Origin of the sequence: Microbacterium sp. HD4P20, from assembly GCF_019449275.2 — a bacterium.
In the GTDB taxonomy this organism is placed as follows: domain Bacteria; phylum Actinomycetota; class Actinomycetes; order Actinomycetales; family Microbacteriaceae; genus Microbacterium.
Genome location: NZ_JAHZQZ020000022.1, coordinates 289,747 through 312,176, shown reverse-complemented (window position 1 = coordinate 312,176; position 22,430 = coordinate 289,747). Strand labels below are relative to the sequence as shown.

The window sequence follows — 22,430 nt, the reverse complement described above, 5'->3', positions numbered from 1 at the left end:
GAGTCCGGCTCCGAACGCGTGAGAGGGTGACGACGTGGTCAGCATCGATGAGGTGGCCCGCGCGGCGGGCGTCTCGACCGCGACCGTCTCGCGCGCGCTGAGCGGGCGCGGCCACGTCTCGGTCGCCGCGAAGGCCAAGGTCGAGGCGGCGGCGAAGGGGCTCGGATACGTCGTCTCGGCATCGGCGTCGAGTCTCGCGTCGGGCCGCACCCGCAACATCGGGGTGCTCGTGCCGTTCCTCGACCGCTGGTTCTTCTCGACGGTGCTCAGCGGCATCGCGTCCGCACTCATGCGCCGCGGCTACGACATCACGCTGTACAGCCTCACCGCCGACCGCGACGAGCGCCACGATGTGTTCGACACGTTCCTGCGTCGCCAGCGGGTGGACGGCGTCATCGCGATCTCGATCGAGCTCGGCGAGGAAGAGACCGGGCGTCTGCTCGAACTCGACCTGCCGGTGATCGCCATCGGAGGGCCCAATCCGCGCCTCACGACTCTGACCGTCGACGACGTCGCCGTGGCGCGTCTGGCGACCGAGCACCTGCTGGCCCTCGGCCACCGCGAGATCGCCCACATCGGGGCGAGCCCCGAGTTCGACATCGACTTCCACATCCCGACCCACCGGCGGCAGGGTTTCGAGCAGGCGCTGTCGGATGCCGGCATCGAAGTGAAGCCGTCACTGTTCGAGCCGGCCGACTTCACGATCGAGGGCGGCTTCCGCGCTGCCAGACAGCTGCTGGGAAAGCCGGGCGGCCGGCCGACCGCCATCTTCGCGGCATCCGACGAGATGGCCATCGGCGCGCTGCTGGCGGCCCGTGAACTCGGCTACCGCGTGCCCGAGGATCTCTCCGTCGTCGGCATCGACGGCCACGAGCTCGGCGAGTTCTTCCGGCTCACGACGGTCGACCAGTTTCCGCTCGGGCAGGGCGAGCGCGCCGCCGATGCGATCCTCGCGGCCCTGGAGTCCACGGAGGCCGAGGCTCCGACGCACCGGCCCGGCGAACTCCCGTACGAGCTCATCGTGCGCGGATCCAGCGCCCGCCTCCCCAGCTGACAAAGCCCACGGCCCCCGTCGGCGACCCCCACCACTTCGTGCGAGAACACCAGCCCGTGGCGTGACACCCCGAGCCCCGGCATCCGTCACCGGCGCGTCGCCGTCACCGACTGGTGTTTTCGCACAGCACTCGCGACCTGCCGGAGCCGGCCGGCACCCGTCGCGCCGGGCAATCGGGGCCGACGCGAAACCCGGGCATGGATAGGCTCGACCGCATGACGATCGACCTCGAGGCTCTCTACATCGACCTGCACCGGCATCCGGAACTTTCCTTCCAGGAGACGCGGACGGCCGGGGTGATCGCGAAGCACCTGGAGGAGCTCGGCATCGAGTTCGAGGAGGGTATCGGCCGCACCGGTGTCGTCGGCGTGATCCGCAACCCTTCGGCGGGCTCGGCGGAGTCCGGCGACGGGCCGGTCGTGTGGCTGCGCGCCGACATGGACGCGCTGCCGGTCGAGGAGCGCACCGGCCTCGATTACGCCAGCACCGCGCACGGCCTGGACCCGAACGGCACGGACGTCCCCGTGATGCACGCGTGCGGGCACGACATGCACGTCGCCGCGCTGCTCGGCGCCCTCGAGCGGCTCGTCGCCACCAAGGAGCAGTGGTCGGGCACGATCGTCGCCGTCTTCCAGCCCGCCGAGGAGTACGGCGCCGGGTCGCAGGCCATGATCGCCGATGGTGTGCTCGACCGGTTCCCGCGACCCGACATCGTGCTCGGCCAGCACGTCACGCCGCTCCCCGCGGGCACCATCGGCGTGCGCAGCGGAACTCAGATGGCGGCATCCGACGGCCTCACCGTCACCCTGCTGGGTCGGGGCGGACACGGCTCTCGACCCCAGGCGACCATCGACCCCGTCGTGATGGCGGCCGCGACCGTCATGCGCCTGCAGACCATCGTGTCGCGCGAGATCGACCCCCGTGACGTCGCGGTGGTCACCGTCGGCTCGATCCACGCGGGCCTGAAGAACAACATCATCCCCGCCGAGGCGAAGCTCGAGCTGAGCCTGCGCTATCCCGACGACGAGGCCCGCGCCGTCGTACTCGAGAAGGTGGAGCGCATCGTGCGCGCCGAGGCGCAGGCCTCGGGGGCCGAAGATCCGCCTGTCATCGTGACCGACCACTCGCTGCCCCCGACCATCAACGACGTCGAAGCGACGGCCCGCCTGACCCTCGCCTTCGACACCGCGTTCGGCGCCGGCACCGTGATGGATCCGGGCATGTTCACCGGCAGCGAGGATGTCTCTTGGTTCGCGCGGGAGTCGGGTGCACCCCTGGTCTTCTGGTTCTGGGGCGGCGCCGATCCCGAGGCGTTCGCGGCGGCGCAGGCCGCCGGCACGGTCGAGCGCGACATCCCCACCAATCATTCGCCCTACTTCGCCCCGGTCCTGCAGCCCACGCTCAACCAGGGCGTCGAAACACTCGTCGTCGCCGCACGCGAGTTCCTGGCCGTGCCCACGGCCTGACGGGTGACGGATGCTGGACCCACCGGCATCCGCTCCCCTCCCGCGCTCACAGACATCGCAGATTCGCGCGAGGTACGCAGCGAATCGGCCGACTTCTGCGAGATTGGTTTGATTCTGCGAAGTCTGTGAGCGGCCGCAGTCAGGGCTCGACGCGCGGTTCGCGGGCGTCGACGAGGCGCTGACCCGACATGAGGCCGGGCAGGCCGCGCCGGTCGGGCGTCGTGAGCACCAGCACCGCGGACCCGACGGCGAACACGGCCGCGACCAGGCCCCACGCGCCCGGAAGGGCGAGCAGCACGAGATAACCGCCGATCCCGCCGGCGAAGCGCAGCGGCCGCGCCAGCGCGGGCGGCAGCGGGCCACCCGTGAAGCGCAGCTGCACGGCGATGTCGCCGATCGTGCGGCCGGTCACGAGCACCACGATCAGCCAGACCACGATCGCCGTGGCGCTGCCGACGATCCCGGCGGCCGTGCCGTCCTGTACCGCCGCGTCCGCGCCGAGAACGTACAGGACCACCTGAAATTTCACCCCCGCCGCCACGCCGGTGATCCAGGCCGCAAGCACGTCGCACGCCATCGCGAGGTACCGCCTGCCGCTCGTGACCGGGCGCGGTTCCTCCGCGTCGGCGAAGCGCGGCGTCCCCCAGTGGCGCCGCGGCACCAGCAACGCCAGCACCGAGCCGAGCAGCGCGCCCACGGTGTTCGCGAGCAGGTCATCGACGTCGAAGACGCGATACGCGCACGGATAGAGCCACCAGACTCCGGTGAGCTGGGTCGTCTCGACCAGCGCCGAGACGCCGAGGCCCACGAGAAGAGCGAACAGGATGCCGCGGCCGCCGAGCACGCGCAGGAAGAAGCCGAGCGGCACGAACAGCAGCACGTTGAGCAGCAGCTGCAGCACGGCCGGATCGTTCAGCGCGCCACGCCCCGGCCGGCCGGTGGTGCCGCGGAGGTCGTCGATGAATGCGAACGGATCGAGATTGACCCCGGCACACCGGATGGTTTCGGGGTCGGGCAGCGGGAGGAGGGTGTACGTCCAGATCGCCATGAGGTACACCAGTGTGGCGACCCACAGCGCGAAGCGCCCGAGGCCGAAACCGCCCCTCCGCCGATAGCTGAGCGCTACGAACGGCACGAACAGCAGCACCCCGACGACGACGCCCAGGGTCACGGCGAGCGCGCCGCGGAAGATCTGCTCGTCCACGCCTCCGATCTTCCCAGAGGCCCCGCTACGACACCCAGGGGCGGGACGCGATGATCGGGCGTGCAACCGCAGGCACGCGCGAGCGCCCGGGGCGCCGGCATCCCGCGTAGCCTTAACACGTGACTTCCCCCGCCCCCGTTCTCGATCTCGCCGCGATCCGCGCGGACTTCCCGCTGCTCGGCGAGCGCGTGAACGGGCATCCCCTCGTGTATCTGGACTCGGGAGCCACGAGCCAGAAGCCGCAGGCGGTCATCGACGCCGAGGTCGCCTTCCTGACCCGCTCGAACTCCGCGGTGCACCGGGGCGCCCACACGCTGGCCGCCGAGGCCACGGAGCTCTTCGAGGACGCACGCGCCACCGTCGCGGGCTTCGTGGGAGCCCCACCGGAGCAGCTGGTCTGGACCAGCGGCGCGACCGCGGGCCTGAACCTCGTGGCGTATGCGATCGGCAACGCCTCGATCGGCCGCGGAGCCCCGGCGAGTGCCCGCTTCGCCCTCACCTCCGGCGACGAGATCGTCGTGACCGAGACCGAGCACCACGCGAACCTCATCCCGTGGCAGGAACTCGCCGCCCGCACCGGCGCCGTGCTGCGCCACATCCCCGTTCGCGAAGACGGAACCCTCGAGACGGATGCCGCAGCCGCCCTCATCGGCGAGCGCACACGCGTCGTCGCCTTCCCGCACGTCTCGAACGTGCTGGGCATCGTCAATCCGGTCGCCGATCTCGTCGCCCTGGCGCAGCGCGTCGGCGCGCTCACGGTGCTGGACGCGTGTCAGTCCGCCCCGCACCTGCCACTCGACCTGCCGGCGCTGGGCGTCGACCTCGCCGTCTTCTCGGGACACAAGGTTCTCGGCCCGTACGGCATCGGCGGCCTCTACGGCCGCTCCGACGTGCTCGAGGCGCTGCCCCCGTTCCTCACCGGCGGATCGATGATCACCACCGTCACCCTCGACGAGGCGCAGTACCTTCCGCCGCCGCAGCGGTTCGAGGCCGGCACGCAGCCGGTGTCGCAGGCGATCGGCCTCGCGGCCGCGGTGCGCTACCTCGACGGCGTCGGGATGGCCGCCGTGCACGCGCACGAGAAGGCGCTCGAAACCCGGATGGGCGAGGGACTGCGGGCGATCCCCGGCATCCGTCTGCTCGGCGATGCGGCCGGCGTGGAGCGCGTGGGCCTGTGGGCGTTCGAGGTCGAGGGGGTGCACGCGCACGATGTCGGGCAGTTCCTCGACGCGCGGGGCGTCGCCGTCCGGGTCGGGCATCACTGCGCCCAGCCGCTGCACCGCCGGTTCGGGCTGACCGCGTCGGTACGGGCATCCGCCGCCCTCTACAACACCCCCGACGACGTCGACACGTTCCTCGACGCCCTGTCGGGTGTGCGCGCGTTCTTCGGAGCCGGTTCATGAGCGGTCTCGAGTCGCTGTACCAAGAGCTGATCCTCGATCACTCGAAGCGACCGCAGGGCAAGGGGCTCGCCGAGGAAGCCGGCCGCACCGCCACCTCGCACCAGCGCAACCCGATCTGCGGCGACGAGATCACACTGCGGGTACGTCTGGCCGACGACGGCTCCGAGGTCACCGACGTCACGTGGGAGGGCGCCGGCTGCTCGATCTCGCAGGCGTCGGCGTCGATGCTCGCCGCGCTGGTCGCCGAGGAGAACGGGATGCCCAGGGCTGAGGCATCCGCCCTCATCGACGGCTTCCGCGAGGCCTTGCGCTCGCGCGGTGAGATCCCACTGGACGAAGAGGTGTTCGGCGACGCCGCCGCGCTGTCGGGTGTGTCGAAGTTCACCGCGCGCGTGAAGTGCGCGATGCTCGCGTGGGTCGCATTCGAGGACGCCCTGGCCCGCGCCTGAACGCGAGCAAGAGCGTCACCCGGCGCCTACCGCACCGACTTGCGCTCGTAGAGGTGGCGCGCCCACAGCCAGCTCGCGGCGGCGATGCCGACGCTCCACGCGAGGGTGAGCCAGCCGTTCATGCCGAGCGGCGTGGCGAACAGCAGCGCGCGCACGGTCTCGGTGAACGGAGTGAACGGCTGCACGTCGGCGAATGTCTGCAGCCATAGCGGCATCGACTCGGTGGGCACGAAGCCGCTCCCGAGCAGCGGCAGCATCATGATCGGCATGGGCAGGTTGCTGGCGCTCTCGATACCCTTCGCGTAGACCCCGAACGCGACGCCGAGCCAGCACATCGAGAACGCGACGAGCACCAGCACCGCCACCGCGCCCACCCACCCCCAGAACGGCGCCGGCGCGCGGAAGCCCATGAGCACGGCCACGCCCAGCACGACGAGCACGGCGAGCACCATCTGGAGCAGGTTGCCGATCACGTGGCCGCCGAGGACGGCGGAACGCGCGATGTCCATCGTGCGGAAGCGGGCGATGATGCCCTCGGTCAGGTCCTGCGCCACCGAGATCGCCGGACCGCTGACGGCCCCCGCGACGGTGAACAGCAGGATGCCGGGAACGACGTACTCGAGATACGACGCGGCATCCGCACCCGGAAGCCCGGCGCCGAGCGTGCCGCCGAGCACGTAGACGAATAGCACGAGGAACACCACCGGGATCGCGATGAAGTACATGATCACGGGGTAGCGCAACGCATGTACCAGATTTCGCCGCGACATCGTGAGCGAATCCGACAGAACCTGTACGAAGGCGCTCATCGCGCCACCTCCTCGGGGGTCTCGGCCGCGGCGCGGCCGGTCAGGGCGAAGAACACGTCATCCAGGTCGGGGGTGTGGATGCTGAGGGTCCGCGCCTCGATTCGGTGACGGTCCAGCCGCTCCATGACCGCCCGCAGCGAGCCGAAGCCGCCGTCGCTGGGCACGTCGATCGCGAGCGCCCGGTCATCGCGTGTCGCTTCGGCGAACGCGGCGGCCGCGGCATCCATCGCACGTTCGTCCTCGAATTCGAGACGGATGCGGCCGCCCGGCACGAGTCGCTTGAGCTCGGCCGGCGTGCCGTCGGCGACGAGAGTGCCGTGGTCGAGCACCGCGATGCGGTCGGCGAGTTCGTCGGCCTCGTCGAGATACTGCGTCGTGAGCAGGATCGTCGTGCCCTCCGCGACGAGTTCGCGCACGATCGACCACATCTCGGCGCGGCTGCGAGGGTCCAGGCCCGTCGTCGGCTCGTCGAGGAACACGATCTGAGGACGCGAGATGAGCGTCATGGCGAGGTCGAGCCGGCGTCGCATGCCGCCTGAGTAGGTCGCGAGCGGCTTGCGGGCCGCCTCGACGAGGTCGAATCGCTCGAGCAGCGCGGCGACGCGGGCACGGCCCTCGCGTCGCGGGAGATGACGCAGGTCAGCCACGAGCCGCAGGTTCTCCTCGCCGCTCATCAGTGAGTCGACGGCCGAGAACTGCCCGGTGACGCCGATCGCCGCACGCACCGCCTTGGCCTCGCGCACGACATCGTGACCGGCGACGTACGCGCTGCCGGCATCGGGCCGGAGTAGCGTCGAGAGGATGTGGACCGTCGTGGTCTTGCCGGCGCCGTTCGGGCCTAACAGTGCGAAGACCGTGCCCGGCGAGACCTCCAGATCCACGCCGTCGAGCACGACCTGGCCGCCGAACGACTTGCGAAGCCCCGTGGTGCTGATCGCAGGAGTCATAGGTGTTTCTTCCCTTCTCGTTCTTCTTGTTCGGAGGCATGGCCGATCACCGCCCAGCGGTCGCCGGGCGGGTGGACGGATGCCGGAGGTCAGCCGCCCGCGGCGGCTCCGGGCTGCGTGCGGTGGACGGTGATGTCGCCGTAGCCGGCGCGCACGTGAAGCTCCTGTGCGCCCTCGCCCTCGCTCGGCGCGTGGGCCGCGGCGAGTTCGTTGCGCACGACGCCGTGCTGACTTGAAGCATCGAGCCAGACGGCCGTCCCGACGCGCACCCCAAGCGTGATGGCGCCGTACGAGGCCTCCACGCGGGCTGTGCCGCCGTGGAGGTCGCTCACCCGTACGGGCCCGTAGGCCGAACGGACCGTCAACGCCGGACCGGGGTCGCCGAGGTGCACCACGCCGCTGGACGTGGCGATGTCGGCAGCGCCGGAGATCTCGCCGACCTCGATGCCAGCATCCGATCCCTTCAGGCGCAGCTTGCCGTCCACGTGCCCGAGTCGCGCACGCCCCGACTTGATGGTGACGTCGGCGTCGCCGCGGATCTGCTGCACGCGCAGCTCGCCGTGACCCAGGCCCAGGTCGGCGCGGCCGGTGCGGTCCAGCGTGGCGTCACCGTAGTCGAGCGCGATCCGGGTCGTCCCCACGGTGCCTGCGACTCGCAGCGATCCGTACTTGAGCGAGATCGAGGTGTCGGATCCTTCGGGCACGCGTACCGCGACGTCGACGAAGTCACCAGGCCCGAACAGGTTCAGCCGGAACGGGCCCACGATCCGCACATCTGCACCGGTCTGGGTGAGGCGAACGGCCTCGGCGGCGCTGCGATCACCGGCGCGGTGCGGATTGGCGGCCGTCACCTCGACGCTGACGTCGTCACGCGGCTCGGCAACGACGTCGATGTGGCCCATCTGCAGTTCGATGCGCAGCGCAACCGGACCCGAGACCGGGATCACTCCCATCAGCGCACCCATCCTGTGTACGAGGAGGCTCGCGTCACCGTCGGTTGCGGTGTCGGCTCCAGCGCGGCGGTGACCGCTCGCACGAACCACGTGTTGAGCGAGACCCCCTCGACGGCCGCTGCACTCTCGGCGCGTGCCTTGAGCGCGTCCGACAACCGGACGGTCGTGCGCGACGTGGCCCCGTCATCGCCATCATCCGCGCCTGTGGGCGTGCCCGCGAGGGCGGCCTCGGCCACCGCCATGGCGTCGGACCCGCCGCCGGCGGCGGACGCGGTCGCGGCGTCGGGCTCCGTCACGGGCTCCGTCACGGGCCGCGACACCACGAAGTCCACCTCGCGTCCGCGCAGTCGCACGTCGACCGAGCCGGGCGCGAGTTCGCGCGTGATCTCGCCCGCCGCCTCCGAAAGCGCCTCGAGGATCGCCAGCCGCACGGCCGGCTCGAGTGCCGCCGCGAGCCGGCCGGCCAGCTCCTGCGCCTCGGCGGAGCCGGCGGATGCTGCAGCCGCGAGTTGGCGCTGAAGTTCTTCGACATGCGTGGCGATCTGCATGACACCATGGTGACACCAGCACGACACCACGTCAAGCGCGGTCTGCCGACGCGTTGAGACACCGTGAGGGCGGGAAGGTTCGCCGCATGGATTCCGTGAGGGTGCCGCGACCGTCCGCGACGGCGGAGTTGCATCGACTCGAGCCCGCTCCGGTGGGCGCCCCACCGCAGCCTGCGGCAGGGATCACTCGAAGCCACCCGTGGAGTCCCAGTGCTGGATGTCATCTACCTCGTCACGACGCTGGCGCTCTTCGCGCTCGTCGGACTGCTCGCCAAGGGGGTCGAGAAGCTCGGACCACCGGCCCGCGCCGCGGCCGCACACGAAGCGAGGGGCGGGGAGGAGCGCCGATGATCGCCCTCTCAGTGATCGCCGGCCTGCTCGGGCTCGCCGCGGTGGTCTACCTCGTCGTCGCCCTCGTGAAGCCGGAGAAGTTCTGATGGATGCCGCAACCATCGGGCTCGGCATCCTTCAGGCCGCCACGGTGCTCCTGATCCTCGCGCTGCTCTACCGGCCGCTCGGCGACTGGATCGCCCTCACCTACACGACCGACCGGGACTGGCGCGTCGAGCGCGGCGTGTACCGGGTGCTCGGCGTCGACCCGGCCTCGGAGCAGACCTGGCAGTCCTACGCGCGCGGCGTGCTGCCCTTCTCGCTCATCGGCGTCCTCTTCGTCTACGCGCTGCAGCGGTTCCAGGGGATTCTGCCCGTCTCACTCGGTCTCCCCGCCGTTCCGGAAGGACTCGCGTTCAACACCGCCGTCTCGTTCGTGACGAACACGAATTGGCAGTCGTACTCGCCCGAGCTCACGCTGGGCTACACGGTGCAGCTCGCGGGGCTCGCCGTGCAGAACTTCGTGTCCGCGGCCGTCGGAATCGCCGTGGCCGTGGCGCTCGTGCGCGGGTTCGCCCGCCGCGGCTCGGCGACGATCGGCAACTTCTGGGTCGATCTGGTGCGCGGCATAACGCGCCTGCTGCTGCCCCTGGCCGTCGTGTCCGCCGTCGCCCTCATGGCCGGCGGTGTCGTGCAGAACTTCGCGGGCTTCACCGACATCACGACGATCACCGGCGGCACCCAGTCGATCCCTGGCGGCCCGGTCGCCTCACAGGAGGCCATCAAGCTGCTCGGCACGAACGGCGGCGGGTTCTTCAACGCCAACTCGGCACATCCCTTCGAGAACCCGACGCCGTGGACCAACGTGCTCGAGATCCTGCTGCTGCTCGCGATCCCGGTCGCGATGCCCCGCGCGTTCGGGCGCATGGTCGGCGACGACCGCCAGGGCTACGCGATCCTCGCGGTCATGGCCACCATCGCCGTCGTGTCCATCGCCGCGGCGACCTGGCTGGAGGCGCTGGGGCTCGGTTCGGCACCGCAGCTGGCGGGCGGCGCGATGGAGGGCAAGGAGCAGCGCTACGGCATCTTCGGCTCGACGCTGTTCGCCGGCGCCACGACGCTCACCAGCACGGGCGCGGTCAACTCGATGCACGACTCGTACACCGCGCTGGGCGGCATGATCCCGATGGTCAACATGATGCTCGGCGAGATCGCGCCGGGCGGAGTCGGCTCGGGCCTGTACGGCATGCTCGTGCTCGCCGTCATCGGGGTGTTCGTGGGCGGACTGTTGATCGGACGCACCCCGGAGTACCTCGGCAAGAAGGTCGGCCCTACGCAGATCAAGCTCGCGAGCTTCTACATCCTCGTCACGCCGGTGCTCGTGCTGGCAGGCACCGCGCTGAGCTTCGGCATCCCGGCGATCCGCGCCGACGTCGAGGCCACGTCGATCTGGAACCCGGGCGTGCACGGCCTCGGCGAGGTGCTCTACGCGTTCACGTCGGCGTCGAACAACAACGGTTCGGCCTTCGCGGGTCTCACGGCGAACACGCCGTGGCTGAACACCGCGCTCGGCGTCGCGATGCTGCTCGGCCGGTTCATCCCGATCGTGCTGGTGCTCGCTCTCGCCGGCTCTCTTGCGGCTCAGACGACGCGCCCCGCCACGACGGGCACGCTTCCCACGCATGGTCTGCAGTTCGTCGGCCTCCTCGCCGTCGTCTCGGTCGTCATCACCGCACTCACCTATTTCCCCGTTCTCACGCTGGGTCCCCTGGCGGAAGGGCTCGTCTGACTCATGTCCCTCACCACTCCCACCCGTCCACCGCTCCCCTCGGCTCCTCAGCCGGCGCGCGAGCACGCTCGCCGCACGACTCGTGCGTTCGGCTGGGAGCAGCTGATGCAGGCGCTCCCGGGCGCCGTGCGCAAACTCAACCCGGCCGCCCTGTGGCGCAACCCCGTCATGTTCCTGGTGTGGGTCGGCGCCGCGCTCACCACCGTGATCGCGATCGCCGAGCCGTTCCTCGGCGGGGCGGGCGACTCCGGCGGCACGCCGGTGCCGTTCGGCTTCACATGGGGCATCGCGAGCTGGCTCTGGCTCACGGTGCTGTTCGCGAACGTGGCCGAATCGGTGGCCGAGGGCCGAGGCAAGGCGCAGGCGGCCACGCTGCGCAAGACTCGCACGTCGACCATGGCCCGTCGCGTCCTGCAGTACGACGAGACTCAGGATGCCGCGGCCACGCTGGCCGACACCGGCGAGGTCTCCTCGTCCGACCTGAAGCTCGGCGACATCGTGATCGTGTCGGCGGGCGAACTCATCCCCGGCGACGGTGACATCATCCATGGCATCGCGATGGTCGACGAGTCGGCGATCACCGGCGAGTCGGCCCCCGTCGTCCGCGAGTCCGGCGGCGACCGCTCGGCCGTCACCGGCGGCACACGGGTGCTCTCGGACCGCATCGTGGTGCGCATCACCTCGAAGCCGGGCGAGACCTTCGTCGACCGTATGATCGCCCTCGTCGAAGGCGCGAGCCGCCAGAAGACCCCCAACGAGATCGCCCTCGGCATCCTGCTCGCCAGCCTGTCGATCGTGTTCGTCGTCGTCGTGATGACGCTGAACCCGATCGCCTCTTACGCCGCCGCGCCGGTGAGCATCCCGGTGCTCGTGGCCCTTCTGATCTGCCTCATCCCGACGACCATCGGCGCGCTGCTGTCGGCGATCGGCATCGCCGGCATGGACCGCCTCGTACAGGCCAACGTCCTGGCGATGTCGGGCCGCGCCGTGGAGGCCGCCGGCGACGTGACCACGCTGCTCCTCGACAAGACCGGCACCATCACATATGGCAACCGGCGCGCGTCCGAATTCGTCACGATGCCCGGGGTCGGCGAAGACGAACTCGCACGTGCCGCCTCGCTGTCGTCGCTGGCCGACCCCACTCCCGAAGGTGTCTCGGTGTTCGAACTTGCCGGGCTCCGCGGCATCCGGACCGAGCCTGCGCACGACGCGGTCGCCGTGCCGTTCACGGCGCAGACCCGCATGAGCGGCGTCGACCTCGCCGACGGCACGCAGGTGCGAAAGGGCGCGGGATCCGCGGTGCTCGCGTGGCTCGAGGCATCCGGTGCCCTCCTCACGGCCGAGACGCGCACGCAGCTGACGAGCGCGACGGATGCCATCGCCCAATCCGGCGGCACCCCGCTGGTCGTCGCTGTTCTGGAAGGCGCTGTTCCGGAAGGCGCTGTTCCGGAAGGCGCGGCTCGGAGCCGGCTGCTCGGCGTGATTCACCTCAAAGACATCGTCAAGGACGGCCTGCGCGAGCGGTTCGACGAGCTGCGCACGATGGGCATCCGCACCGTCATGATCACCGGCGACAACCCGCTCACGGCTGCGGCCATCGCGAAGGAGGCGGGCGTCGACGACTACCTCGCCGAGGCGACGCCCGAAGACAAGCTTGCGCTCATCAAGCGGGAGCAGGCGGGCGGCAACCTCGTCGCGATGACCGGCGACGGCACGAACGACGCTCCGGCGCTCGCACAGGCCGACGTCGGCGTCGCGATGAACACGGGCACGTCGGCGGCGAAGGAGGCCGGCAACATGGTCGACCTCGACAGCGACCCGACCAAGCTCATCGACATCGTCCGGATCGGCAAGCAGCTGCTCATCACGCGCGGCGCGCTCACGACGTTCTCACTCGCCAACGACATCGCCAAGTACTTCGCGATCGTCCCGGCGATGTTCATGGGCGTGTTCCCGAAGCTCGCGGCGTTGAACGTCATGCAGCTCAGCTCTCCGGCATCCGCCGTCATGAGCGCGATCATCTTCAACGCCATCGTGATCGTGTTCCTCATCCCGCTCGCCCTGCGGGGCGTGAAATACCGGGCGGCGAGCGCGTCGCAGGTGCTCAGCCGCAACCTGCTCGTCTACGGCCTCGGCGGCGTCATCGCGCCATTCATCGGCATCAAGCTCATCGACCTCGTCGTGAGCCTCATCCCCGGCTTCTGAAGGTTCCGAAGGAGACATCGACATGTCCACCACCGCCCGCGCCACCGTGCGCACCACCGGTGTCGCCGTGCGAGCGCTGCTCGTCTTCACGCTCGTCCTCGGCGTCGGTTACACGCTTCTCGTCACGGCGCTCGGCCAGATCGCCCTGCCCTGGCAGGCGGACGGCTCGCGCGTGACGGATGCGTCCGGCGAGACCGTCGGATCCGCTCTCATCGGGCAGTCCTTCGATGACCCCGACGGCAACGCCTTTCCCGAGTACTTCCAGTCTCGACCCTCGGCGGCGGGTGACGGATACGACGGCGGCGCGTCGGGCGGCTCGAACCTGGGCCCCGAGAACGCCGACCTCGTCACGGCGATCGAAGAGCGGCAGGCTGCCATCGCCGAACTCGAGGGCGTCGACCCGGCCCAGGTCCCGGCCGACGCGGTGACCGCCTCGGGTTCGGGCCTGGATCCTCACATCAGCCCGGCGTACGCGAAGCTGCAGGCACCGCGCGTCGCCGAGGAGCGCGGACTCGACGTCGCCGAGGTGCGCGCCCTGGTCGACGCGCACACGCAGCAGCGCGATCTCGGCTTCCTCGGCGAGCCGCGCGTGAACGTGCTCGAGCTCAACCTCGCGCTCGACGCGCTGGACCGATGACCCCGCCCCCTCTCCGCTTGCCTGTCGCAATGGGACTGGCGCGACCCGGCAGGTCGTGGCCGGCGAGCGCATCCGGAACAACGAATAGGGTGACGACATGAAGCGCGGCAAGCTGCGGGTGCTGCTCGGGGCCGCACCGGGGGTGGGCAAGACCTACGAGATGCTCGAAGAGGGCCGGCGCCTGCGCGAGGACGGCCGTGACGTCGTGATCGCCGTCGTCGAGACCCACGGGCGCGCCGCGACCGCGGCACTGGCCGAGGGTCTGCCGGTCGTGCCCCGCGGGACGATCATGCACCGCGGCGTGGAGCTCAGCGAGATGGATCTCGACGGCGTGCTGCAGCGGCATCCGTCCATCGCGCTCGTGGACGAGCTCGCGCACTCCAACGCGCCCGGCTCGCGTCATGCCAAGCGCTGGCAGGACGTCGCCGAACTGCTCGACGCGGGCATCGACGTCATCACGACCGTGAACGTCCAGCACATCGAGTCGCTCGGCGGAGTCGTCGAGCAGATCACCGGTCTGCCGCAGCGAGAGACGGTCCCGGATGCCGTGGTCCGCGGGGCGGACCAGGTCGAGGTCGTCGACCTCGCTCCCGAATCGCTGCGCGATCGGCTGTCGGCGGGCGTGGTGTACCCGGCGGAGCGGGTCGACGCCGCCCTCTCGAACTATTTCCGGCTGGGCAATCTCACCGCGCTTCGCGAGCTCGCCCTGCTGTGGCTCGCTGACGAAGTCGACAGTGCCCTGAAGTCCTACCGCGCCGAGCACGGCATCGAAGGCACCTGGCAGGCGCGTGAGCGCGTCGTGGTGGCGCTCACCGGCGGCCCCGAGGGCGAGACCCTCGTGCGCCGCGGGGCGCGGATCGCCGCCCGTGCGGCAGGGGGCGAACTGCTCGCCGTGCACGTGTCGAGTCAGGACGGACTGCGGGATGCCGCACCCGGCGCGCTTGCCAACCAGAGAGCTCTGGTCGAGTCGCTGGGCGGCACGTATCACCAGGTCGTCGAAGACGACGTGCCCCGCGCGCTCGTGGAGTTCGCCCGGTCGGTCGACGCGACGCAGCTGGTGATCGGGGTCAGCCGCCGCGGCAGGCTCGCCGCCGCTCTCACGGGCCCGGGAATCGGCGCGACCGTGATCCGCGAGTCCGGCGACATCGACGTGCACATCGTGTCGCACGCAGCGGCGGGCGGGCGCTTCGCCCTGCCCCGCCTGACCGGCGGCGCCCTCAGCGTGAAGCGGCGCGTGCTGGGGTTCGCACTCGCTCTCGTCGGCGGACCGCTGCTCACCTGGCTGCTCGTGGCCATCCGCAGCGAAGAGACGATCACGAGCGACGTGCTGGCCTACCAGCTGCTCGTCGTGCTGGTCGCGCTGGTGGGCGGCATCTGGCCGGCGGTGTTCGCCGCGGTGATGTCGGGATTCACGCTGAACTTCTTCTTCGTCCAGCCTTTCCACACCGTGACGATCTCGGATCCGCGCAACGCGTGGGCGCTCGCCCTGTACGTCGTGATCGCAGTGCTCGTGAGCTTCATCGTCGACCGCGCCGCGCGCGCCGCGCGCGCCGCGACCCGTTCGGCGGCCGAGTCCGAGCTGCTCGCGACCGTCGCTGGCAGCGTCCTGCGGGGCCAAGGTGCGGTACCGGCGCTGGTGGCGCGCACGCGCGAGGCGTTCGGGATGTCGGGGGTACGGCTGGTCACCGCCTCCGGCGAGGTCATCGCCACCGACGGTGAACCGGTGCGCGACGATCGTCACCTCGTGACGCCGATCGGGGCGCGTGCCCGCCTCGAACTGCACGGGCCTGAGCTCGACACGTCGGAGCGCCGGCTGCTCGACGTGGTCGTGGCCCAGCTCGACGCCGCCCTCCAGCAGGACGAGCTGCACGAGGCCGCCCGCGCGGCCGAGATGCTCGCCGAGACCGACCAGGTGCGCAGCGCCCTGCTGTCGGCGGTCAGCCACGACCTGCGCCGGCCGCTCGCCGCCGCGGTCGCCGCCGTCGGCGGACTGCGCGCCGCCGGAGCCCAGTTGTCGAGCGAGGATCGCGGCGAGCTGCTCTCGACCGCCGAGGAGTCGCTCATCACACTGTCGACACTCGTGACAGACCTGCTGGACGTGAGCCGCATCGAGGCGGGCGTACTCGCCGTGTCGCTCGCCCCGCTCGATGCCGACGAGATCGTGCTGGCCGCGGTCGACGAGCTGGGAGCAGGTCCGGAGGCGGTCGAGCTCGCACTGGATCCCGGCCTTCCTGCCGTCCGCGCCGACGCGGTCCTGCTGCAGCGCGTGCTGGTCAATGTGCTCGCCAACGCACTGCGTCACACGCCGGACGGTTCGCGCGTGCGGATAGCGACGAGCCGCCTGGGCGGGACTGTCCAGGTGCGCGTCGTCGACCGTGGCCCGGGAGTCTCGCCCGAACGCCGCGAGGAGATGTTCGCGCCCTTCCAGCGGCTCGGCGACATCGACAACACCACGGGTCTGGGCCTCGGTCTGGCCCTGTCGAAGGGGTTCACCGAGGGCATGGGCGGTACGCTCACGCCCGAGGACACTCCCGGCGGAGGTCTCACCATGGTCGTCTCGCTCCCGGTGGCGGACGCCACGGCCGACGCCGCCGACCAGGACGGAGCAACCGCGTGAAGGTGCTGATCGCCGACGACGATCCGCAGCTCGTGCGCGCCCTGCGCATCACCCTCGCCGCCCACGGCTACGAGGTGGTGGCGGCCCCCGACGGGCCTTCGGCGGTCGCTCTGGCGGCGAAGGAGCACCCCGACATCGTGATGGTGGACCTGGGGATGCCGCGCCTGGACGGCGTCGGCGTGATCCAGGCACTGCGGGGCTGGTCGACGGCTCCGATCATCGTGGTCTCGGGCCGGACCGGGTCAGCCGACAAGGTCGAAGCGCTGGACGCAGGGGCCGACGACTACGTCACCAAGCCGTTCCAGATCGACGAGCTGCTCGCACGACTGCGAGCGCTCGCGCGACGGGCGACCGGAGCATCCGATGAACCGGTCGTGACGTTCTCCGATGTCACGATCGACCTGGCGGCCAAGTCGGTGACCCGTCACGGCGAACGCGTGCACCTGACGCCCACGGAATGGCGCATCCTCGAGTTCCTGGCCCGCAACCCGGGCTCGCTCGTGACGCGCCAGGCGCTGCTCAAAGACATCTGGGGCACCGAGCAGGTGGCCGACACCGGCTACCTCCGGCTGTACGTGTCGCAGCTGCGCAAGAAGCTCGAGCCCGACCCCGCCCACCCGGCGCACCTGCTCACCGAGGCCGGCATGGGCTACCGCCTCGTCCTGGACTGACTCGTCCTGGACTGAGGCGCAGGCGGATCAGCCGAGGCCCTGGCGCTCGTCGGCGGCCTCGGGCGCTGCATCGCCCGCCACGGGCTTGCGCGAGAGCCCGACCGAGCCGGCACCCTTCGACAGCGCCGCGTGGACGGCGACCGACTCGTCAACGTCGGGGTACTGCGGCCGCAGCTGCACGGCGGACCGTCGCTTCTGCTCGCGCTTGGCCTTGCGCGCCGAGTACGTGAGGTTGAGCGCCTCGACGAGGATCGCGAAGGCCATCGGGCCGTAGATGAACGCCTTGTCGATGTGGAAGCCGAACCCTTCGGCGACGAGGAACGCGCCGATGAGAAGGAGGAACGACAGCGCCAGCATCTTCACCGTGGGGTGCTTGTTGACGAAGTTGAAGATGAATCGGGCGGCGAACAGCATGATGCCGAACGACAGCACCACGACCGTGATGATCACGACGAGGTTCTCGGTCATGCCGACGGCAGTGATGACCGAGTCCAGGGAGAACACCAGGTCGAGGGCGAGGATCTGCGCGATGACCGACCCGAACGTGACGGCCTTGCGCCCGTTGCCGCCGTGCTCCTCCTCGGCCCCCTCGAGCTTGTGGTGGATCTCTGTGACGGCCTTGTAGATCAGGAACAGCCCACCCGCGATGAGGATGAGGTCCTTCCACGAGAATCCCATCCCGAAGATCTCGAAGATGTCTTCCTTGAGCGTGATGATCCATCCCGCGAAGAGCACCAGGACGACGCGCATCACCATCGCGAGGGTGAGGCCCAGGTTGCGCGCTTTCGCCTGCTGCTCCTTGGGGAGTTTCGAGGCAAGGATCGAGATGAAGATGACGTTGTCGACGCCGAGCACCACCTCCAGGACGAACAGCGTCACGAAGACGGCGATCAGGTCGGGCGTGAAGGCAAAGGAGAAGTCCACGGGTCAAGAATACGGACGAAGATCCGGATGCCTCGGCGAGAGGCATCCGGATCTTGATCGTCGCCGAGAATCAGACGGCCGCGAGCACACCTTCCAGGCGGGCGTAGCTGGATTCCATGCCCTCGGTCATGCCGGTGGCCAGGACGATGTCGCGGGTCTCCTTGTCGGGGTACTCGATGAGGAGGGTGATGAGCGTCGCGCCGTCCTCCTCGTCGAGGTTCAGGTCGTTGAGCGTGGACGGATAGTCGGTGCCCGTCATGTGCTCGGTCGTCACGGCGCGGCGGGGCGCCTCGATCAGGAGCGTCTCGCCGTCGAACCCGAAGCGCTCGCCCTCGACGCCCTCGCCGGGCTCCCACACGTAGCGGTACTTCGCACCGACTTCGGGGGCGACCTCGCACTCGACCAGGCTCCAGCCGTCGGGGCCGAGCATCCACTTCTTGAGCAGCTCCGGCTCGTGGTGCGCGCGCCACACCAGATCGATCGGCCCTTCGATGAGGCGCGTGGTGCGCACGTGGGTGTCGTCGAGGATCTCGGTCTGCGTGCCCTTGCCCTGCGCGTAGGCGCGCAGGCCTTCGAGCACCCGGTCGAGCTGGTTGATGGCCATCCGCGATCCCTCGACGGCGCCGAACTCGACGACCTGCTCGAGAGCGTCGGCCGAGGCGAAGTGCGAGACATTGACCATGCGCGATCCGGTGTCGGTCGGCTCGAACTGGAACACGACCCTCATGACGGGCGTGCCCTCGAGCGGCGCACCGTCCTCGTTGGCGAAGTTGTCGAGCACGGTGAATCCTCGCGGTCCGTCGATCTCGAGGAACTCCCACGAGCCGTACGACTTCTCACCCTGGGGGCTGGTCATGAAGTAGACCGCCCGCCCGCCGACGGTGAAGTCGAACGAGGGGAAAGTCGCCGGCCATCCGGGCGGGCCCCAGAATCGCTCGAGCTGGCGCGGCTCGGTGAATGCCTCCCAGAGCCGCTCGACCGGAGCGGCGAACTCCGCCGTGAGCGTCATGGTGAGGGACTCGGGGTCAGTGGTGATATCGGTGACGGGCATCGTCATTCTCCTTGTATGGGATCGGTGGATGTCGGGGACGGGGTGGAGCCGCCGCCGGCACGTGGCTGGGACAGCAGCTCGTCGAGCCGGTCGATGCGCGATCGCCAAAGCTCCTCATAGCGGGCGAGAAGTGCACGGGCTCGGGCGATCATGGCCGGATCCGCTCGGACGAGGCGTTCGCGGCCTTCGGCGCGCTTGACGATGAGTCCGGCCGCCTCGAGGACGGCAACGTGCTTCTGCACCGCGGCGAACGACATGTCGTAGTCGCCGGCGAGCGCCGAGACCGAATGCTCGCTCTCGATCGTGCGCCGGAGGATGTCGCGCCGCGTCGTCGCCGCGAGTGCGTGGAACACGCGGTCGATCTCGTCATCACTGAACTCCGTTTGTACAACCATTTGGTTGTACGTTATTCGCGCGTTGCTCGGCTGTCAAGACCGGATGGTCGTCGGGAAGGGGTTCTCATTGCCCCTGGTGGGCTTTCGCTGCACTGACGAGAGTTGAGAGTTGCCGATGCACCGGATGCACGGTCACGCCGAGACGCGTCGCTTCACCGAGCTCCTACGGCAGGGCGGGCCGCTGCTCGCCCGCAGCACGCCGGGCGATCCGTTCCGCTCTGACCTGGGCCTTACGAGCATTGCGGGGAGGGGGTTCTGGTCTAATCGTTGGATGACCGCGAAGTCGTTTGAAGCTGTTCCAAAAGCTCGTCGCGGTGATCGGGTCGCAGTGATCTCGCCAGCGTTCGCCGCTCCGGCAGTCTCTCTCGCCCTGCACGAGCAAGCAATGCGACGCCTGGCGGAGGCGACGGGGCTGATTCCGGTCGAGTACCCGACCACCCGGCAGCTTGGCGCAAGTGCGGAGGCCCGTGCCGCCGACGTCACCGAAGCGTTCGCGGACCCCACCATCCGCGGCGTGCTCGCCACGATCGGCGGCGACGACCAGGTGACCGTCATCCCGCATATCGACCCCGGGGTGCTCGCGGCGAACCCGAAGCCGTTCCTGGGCTACAGCGACAACACGAACCTGCACAACCTGCTCTGGAACCTCGGCGTGCCGAGCTTTTACGGAGGATCCACCCAGGTCCACCTCGGGCCTGGCCCGCATCTCGATGACGTCCATGTGCGGTCGCTGCGCGCGGCCCTGCTCGACGGCGGGACGCTCGAGCTCACAGAGCCCGGCGAGTCCGAGGACTTCGGGTGGCCGTGGGAGGATCCACGGTCTCTGCTGAACTTCGGTACACGTGAGGTCACCGAGCCCTGGACGTGGGCTGGACCGGAGAAGGCCGTATCTGGTCGCACCTGGGGCGGTTGCATCGAGGTCATCGACCAGATTGCCCTTGCAGGACGAATGCCCGACGTCGCCCATCTCGCCGGGGCGATCCTGCTGCTGGAGACCGGCGGGGAGGCACCGTCCGCCACCCAGGTCAAGAGATGGGTTCGTGCGCTCGGGGAGCGCGGGATCCTCGACGCGATCGCCGGTGTGCTCATTGCGCGCCCACCGGTCAGCGAATTGCGCTCACCGGTGCCGCCCGCATCCGAGCGATCCCGCCTGCGGGCAGCTCAACGGGACACAATCATCGAACTGATCACCCGGTACAACCCCGATGCGGTCGTATGCGCTGGCGTACCCTTCGGTCACACGCGCCCGCAGTGGATCGTCCCTCACGGAGGCGTCATCACCCTCGACGGAACCAACCGAACGGTCGTTGGCGAGTACTAGAGCTCGGAAGCCACGCCGTCATCCAATCGGCCAGGACCGTGAGGGCTCAAGAAGAGTCGCCGCGAACCAGCTCGAGAGGTCGCTGGCGAGAACGCGGTGGAAGCGGAATGTCCAGCTCGAGGTATGCGGCCAACTCCGCGACGGCCTGGTCGATGTACGCATCCATGTTGACGTCGATGCTGGAGATGCGGGGCGACACCAACTGCATGGCGGGGGTGTTGTCGACTCCGATGATCGCGACGTCGTCGGGAATCGCCAGCGTGAGGCGTCGGGCGACAGAGAGCTTCGAGGAGGAACGTGAGATGTCCGCGGCAGTGTGAATCCCGACGCGGCTCGAGCCATGTTCAAGAGCCAGGACTCACAGAGATATGCAACTGAACAGTTGCAATCCTGCGACAGCTGTGCAACTCTACAGTTGCACACATCCGAGGAGGAGCAATGACCGATCAGCACGCACCGGCTCGCACGACCCTCATCCTGGCCATCCTGTTCGCGGGAGCGTTCGTCATGGGCTGTGCCGAGATGCTCGTCGTGGGCATGATCGACCTCATCGCCGCCGACCTCGCCGTGTCGGTGTCGGCGGCAGGCGCACTGGTCACCGCCAACGCGCTCGGGCTCGCGATCGGCGGCCCGCTGCTCACCCTCGCGCTGACGCGCTTCGACCGACGGGCGGTGCTGCTCGCCTCGATCAGCGTGTTCGTCCTCGCGAACCTGGTGCCGGTGCTGACGACCGACTACACGCTGTTCGTCATCGCACGGGTCGTGATCGGCGGCGTTCAGGGCCTGTTCATCGCCGCCGCCATGGTGACAGCGACCAGCATCGTTCCTCCGCAGCGCGCCGGGCGCGCAATGGCGCTGATCATCGGCGGGTTCGCGATGTCGAGTGCGATCGGGATGCCACTGGGCACACTCCTCGGCCAGGCGATCGGCTGGCGCGGCTCATTCACCGGCGTCGTCGCGGTCGGGCTCGTCGTGCTGGTCGTCGCATTCCTGGTACTGCCTTCGGTTCCGGCATCCGGCGACCACCGGGCGCTCGGCCAGGCGCGCCACGCCTTCGCGCCGCGAGTGCTCGTCGTCCTCGGTGTGAGCCTGCTCACGTTCGCCGCGATGCTCTCGGCCATCACCTACTTGATCCCGTTCCTCGATGAGGTGACGGGCACCACCGGTGCCGTCGCGACGGCGTATCTGCTGATCTACGGAGTCGCGACCGCCATCGGGTCGTTCGCCGGAGGTCGCTTCGCCGACGCGAACGCCGCGCTCACGCTGATCGTCGGGGCCGCCGGCGTAGGACTGTCGCTCATCGTGCTCGTCTTGTTCGGGGCGAACCCGATCGCGGCGGGCGCCGCGGTCTTCGGTGTCGGATTGTTCGGCATGGCCACGGGCGCCTCCATCCAGCATCGCGTCGTCAGCCTCGCAGGTCCCGGTGCTCCGCTGGCCTCCTCGCTCCCCGCTTCCGCCGTCAACGCCGGCATCGCACTGGGCGCCTTCGCCGGCGGCGTCGCCCTCGACAGCGCCGGGGTCGCAGCCGCCGTCGTCACCGGAATCGCCCTGGCCGTGCTGGCCACCGCTGCCGCGTGGGCGACGAGCGCAGTCCGCCCGACGGCAACGCTCCCGACAGCCGATCCGGTACAGGTCGCCGACTAGACTGGTCGGGTCC

The 22,430-nt window shown here is 69.7% G+C and carries 22 protein-coding genes; 13 read left to right on the top strand and 9 right to left on the bottom strand.

Annotation, left to right across the window (positions count from 1 at the left end; genetic code table 11):
* Window positions 1-34 precede the first annotated feature (34 nt).
* Together K0817_RS17995 and K0817_RS17990 are read left to right on the top strand one after the other, a co-directional pair.
* Complete coding sequence (locus tag K0817_RS17995) at window positions 35-1,054, top strand: LacI family DNA-binding transcriptional regulator (RefSeq protein ID WP_219983052.1); 1,020 nt, start codon at window positions 35-37, stop codon at window positions 1,052-1,054.
* A gap of 215 nt (window positions 1,055-1,269) precedes the next feature.
* On the top strand, window positions 1,270-2,520 hold the full coding sequence (locus K0817_RS17990) for an amidohydrolase (protein ID WP_219983051.1): 1,251 nt from the start codon (window positions 1,270-1,272) through the stop codon (window positions 2,518-2,520).
* Between the two features lie 139 nt (window positions 2,521-2,659).
* Here K0817_RS17990 and K0817_RS17985 read toward each other — a convergent pair whose 3' ends face one another.
* On the bottom strand, window positions 2,660-3,724 hold the full coding sequence (locus K0817_RS17985) for a VanZ family protein (protein ID WP_219983050.1): 1,065 nt from the start codon (window positions 3,722-3,724) through the stop codon (window positions 2,660-2,662).
* Between the two features lie 119 nt (window positions 3,725-3,843).
* Here K0817_RS17985 and K0817_RS17980 point away from each other — a divergent pair, with 119 nt between their 5' ends.
* The gene (locus K0817_RS17980; protein ID WP_219983049.1) at window positions 3,844-5,127 is read left to right on the top strand and encodes a SufS family cysteine desulfurase; all 1,284 of its coding nucleotides are present in this window, start codon (window positions 3,844-3,846) and stop codon (window positions 5,125-5,127) included.
* A complete protein-coding gene (gene sufU / locus K0817_RS17975) occupies window positions 5,124-5,576 on the top strand; it encodes a Fe-S cluster assembly sulfur transfer protein SufU (RefSeq protein ID WP_219983048.1) in 453 nt (150 codons plus the stop codon). The genes K0817_RS17980 and sufU overlap by 4 nt, the downstream gene beginning before the upstream one ends.
* A 26-nt stretch (window positions 5,577-5,602) precedes the next feature.
* On the opposite strand, the gene K0817_RS17970 is transcribed toward sufU, so the two are convergent.
* The 4 genes from K0817_RS17970 to K0817_RS17955 form a co-directional block, all read right to left on the bottom strand.
* On the bottom strand, window positions 5,603-6,385 hold the full coding sequence (locus tag K0817_RS17970) for an ABC transporter permease (RefSeq protein WP_219983047.1): 783 nt from the start codon (window positions 6,383-6,385) through the stop codon (window positions 5,603-5,605).
* Entirely contained in the window at window positions 6,382-7,332 is a 951-nt protein-coding gene (locus K0817_RS17965) for an ATP-binding cassette domain-containing protein (RefSeq protein WP_219983046.1), read from the bottom strand. The genes K0817_RS17970 and K0817_RS17965 overlap by 4 nt, the downstream gene beginning before the upstream one ends.
* Window positions 7,333-7,421: 89 nt before the next feature.
* Complete coding sequence (locus K0817_RS17960) at window positions 7,422-8,297, bottom strand: DUF4097 family beta strand repeat-containing protein (protein ID WP_253735492.1); 876 nt, start codon at window positions 8,295-8,297, stop codon at window positions 7,422-7,424.
* Complete coding sequence (locus K0817_RS17955) at window positions 8,285-8,833, bottom strand: toxin-antitoxin system HicB family antitoxin (protein ID WP_253735491.1); 549 nt, start codon at window positions 8,831-8,833, stop codon at window positions 8,285-8,287. Before K0817_RS17955 ends, K0817_RS17960 begins: the two co-directional genes overlap by 13 nt.
* 210 nt (window positions 8,834-9,043) lie before the next feature.
* On the opposite strand from K0817_RS17955, the gene K0817_RS17950 reads away from it, so the two are divergent.
* The 7 genes from K0817_RS17950 to K0817_RS17920 all read left to right on the top strand — a co-directional run bounded on the left by K0817_RS17950 (window position 9,044) and on the right by K0817_RS17920 (window position 17,082).
* Complete coding sequence (locus K0817_RS17950) at window positions 9,044-9,184, top strand: hypothetical protein (protein ID WP_219983043.1); 141 nt, start codon at window positions 9,044-9,046, stop codon at window positions 9,182-9,184.
* A complete protein-coding gene (locus tag K0817_RS17945) occupies window positions 9,181-9,270 on the top strand; it encodes a potassium-transporting ATPase subunit F (RefSeq protein WP_219983042.1) in 90 nt (29 codons plus the stop codon). Before K0817_RS17950 ends, K0817_RS17945 begins: the two co-directional genes overlap by 4 nt.
* Entirely contained in the window at window positions 9,270-10,952 is a 1,683-nt protein-coding gene (kdpA, locus tag K0817_RS17940; RefSeq protein ID WP_219983041.1) for a potassium-transporting ATPase subunit KdpA, read from the top strand. The genes K0817_RS17945 and kdpA overlap by 1 nt, the downstream gene beginning before the upstream one ends.
* A gap of 3 nt (window positions 10,953-10,955) precedes the next feature.
* The gene (gene kdpB, locus K0817_RS17935) at window positions 10,956-13,157 is read left to right on the top strand and encodes a potassium-transporting ATPase subunit KdpB (protein ID WP_219983040.1); all 2,202 of its coding nucleotides are present in this window, start codon (window positions 10,956-10,958) and stop codon (window positions 13,155-13,157) included.
* Between the two features lie 22 nt (window positions 13,158-13,179).
* Window positions 13,180-13,794, top strand: a complete 615-nt coding sequence (gene kdpC, locus K0817_RS17930; protein WP_219983039.1) for a potassium-transporting ATPase subunit KdpC — start codon at window positions 13,180-13,182, stop codon at window positions 13,792-13,794.
* A 97-nt stretch (window positions 13,795-13,891) separates the two neighbouring features.
* Window positions 13,892-16,411: an ATP-binding protein gene (locus K0817_RS17925; protein ID WP_219983038.1), complete on the top strand. Its 2,520-nt coding sequence runs from the start codon at window positions 13,892-13,894 to the stop codon at window positions 16,409-16,411.
* Window positions 16,408-17,082, top strand: coding sequence for a response regulator (locus tag K0817_RS17920; RefSeq protein WP_219983037.1), 675 nt, complete (start codon window positions 16,408-16,410; stop codon window positions 17,080-17,082). Before K0817_RS17925 ends, K0817_RS17920 begins: the two co-directional genes overlap by 4 nt.
* A gap of 27 nt (window positions 17,083-17,109) precedes the next feature.
* Here the strand turns inward: K0817_RS17920 and K0817_RS17915 are convergent, their stop codons facing one another.
* From K0817_RS17915 to K0817_RS17905, 3 genes are all read right to left on the bottom strand, one after another.
* The gene (locus tag K0817_RS17915) at window positions 17,110-18,006 is read right to left on the bottom strand and encodes a TerC family protein (protein ID WP_219983036.1); all 897 of its coding nucleotides are present in this window, start codon (window positions 18,004-18,006) and stop codon (window positions 17,110-17,112) included.
* 70 nt (window positions 18,007-18,076) lie between these two features.
* Window positions 18,077-19,057 carry an SRPBCC family protein gene (locus K0817_RS17910; protein WP_219983035.1) on the bottom strand — a complete coding sequence of 327 codons (981 nt, stop codon included), beginning with the start codon at window positions 19,055-19,057 and terminating at the stop codon, window positions 18,077-18,079.
* A 2-nt stretch (window positions 19,058-19,059) separates the two neighbouring features.
* Window positions 19,060-19,452, bottom strand: a complete 393-nt coding sequence (locus tag K0817_RS17905) for a metalloregulator ArsR/SmtB family transcription factor (RefSeq protein ID WP_219983034.1) — start codon at window positions 19,450-19,452, stop codon at window positions 19,060-19,062.
* Window positions 19,453-19,723: 271 nt separating this feature from the next.
* Here K0817_RS17905 and K0817_RS17900 point away from each other — a divergent pair, with 271 nt between their 5' ends.
* Window positions 19,724-20,773, top strand: a complete 1,050-nt coding sequence (locus K0817_RS17900) for a S66 peptidase family protein (protein WP_219983033.1) — start codon at window positions 19,724-19,726, stop codon at window positions 20,771-20,773.
* Between the two features lie 46 nt (window positions 20,774-20,819).
* Here K0817_RS17900 and K0817_RS18640 read toward each other — a convergent pair whose 3' ends face one another.
* Window positions 20,820-21,077, bottom strand: coding sequence for a substrate-binding domain-containing protein (locus K0817_RS18640; protein ID WP_308211919.1), 258 nt, complete (start codon window positions 21,075-21,077; stop codon window positions 20,820-20,822).
* A 134-nt stretch (window positions 21,078-21,211) separates the two neighbouring features.
* On the opposite strand from K0817_RS18640, the gene K0817_RS17890 reads away from it, so the two are divergent.
* Complete coding sequence (locus K0817_RS17890) at window positions 21,212-22,417, top strand: MFS transporter (RefSeq protein ID WP_219983032.1); 1,206 nt, start codon at window positions 21,212-21,214, stop codon at window positions 22,415-22,417.
* Window positions 22,418-22,430: the final 13 nt, after the last annotated feature.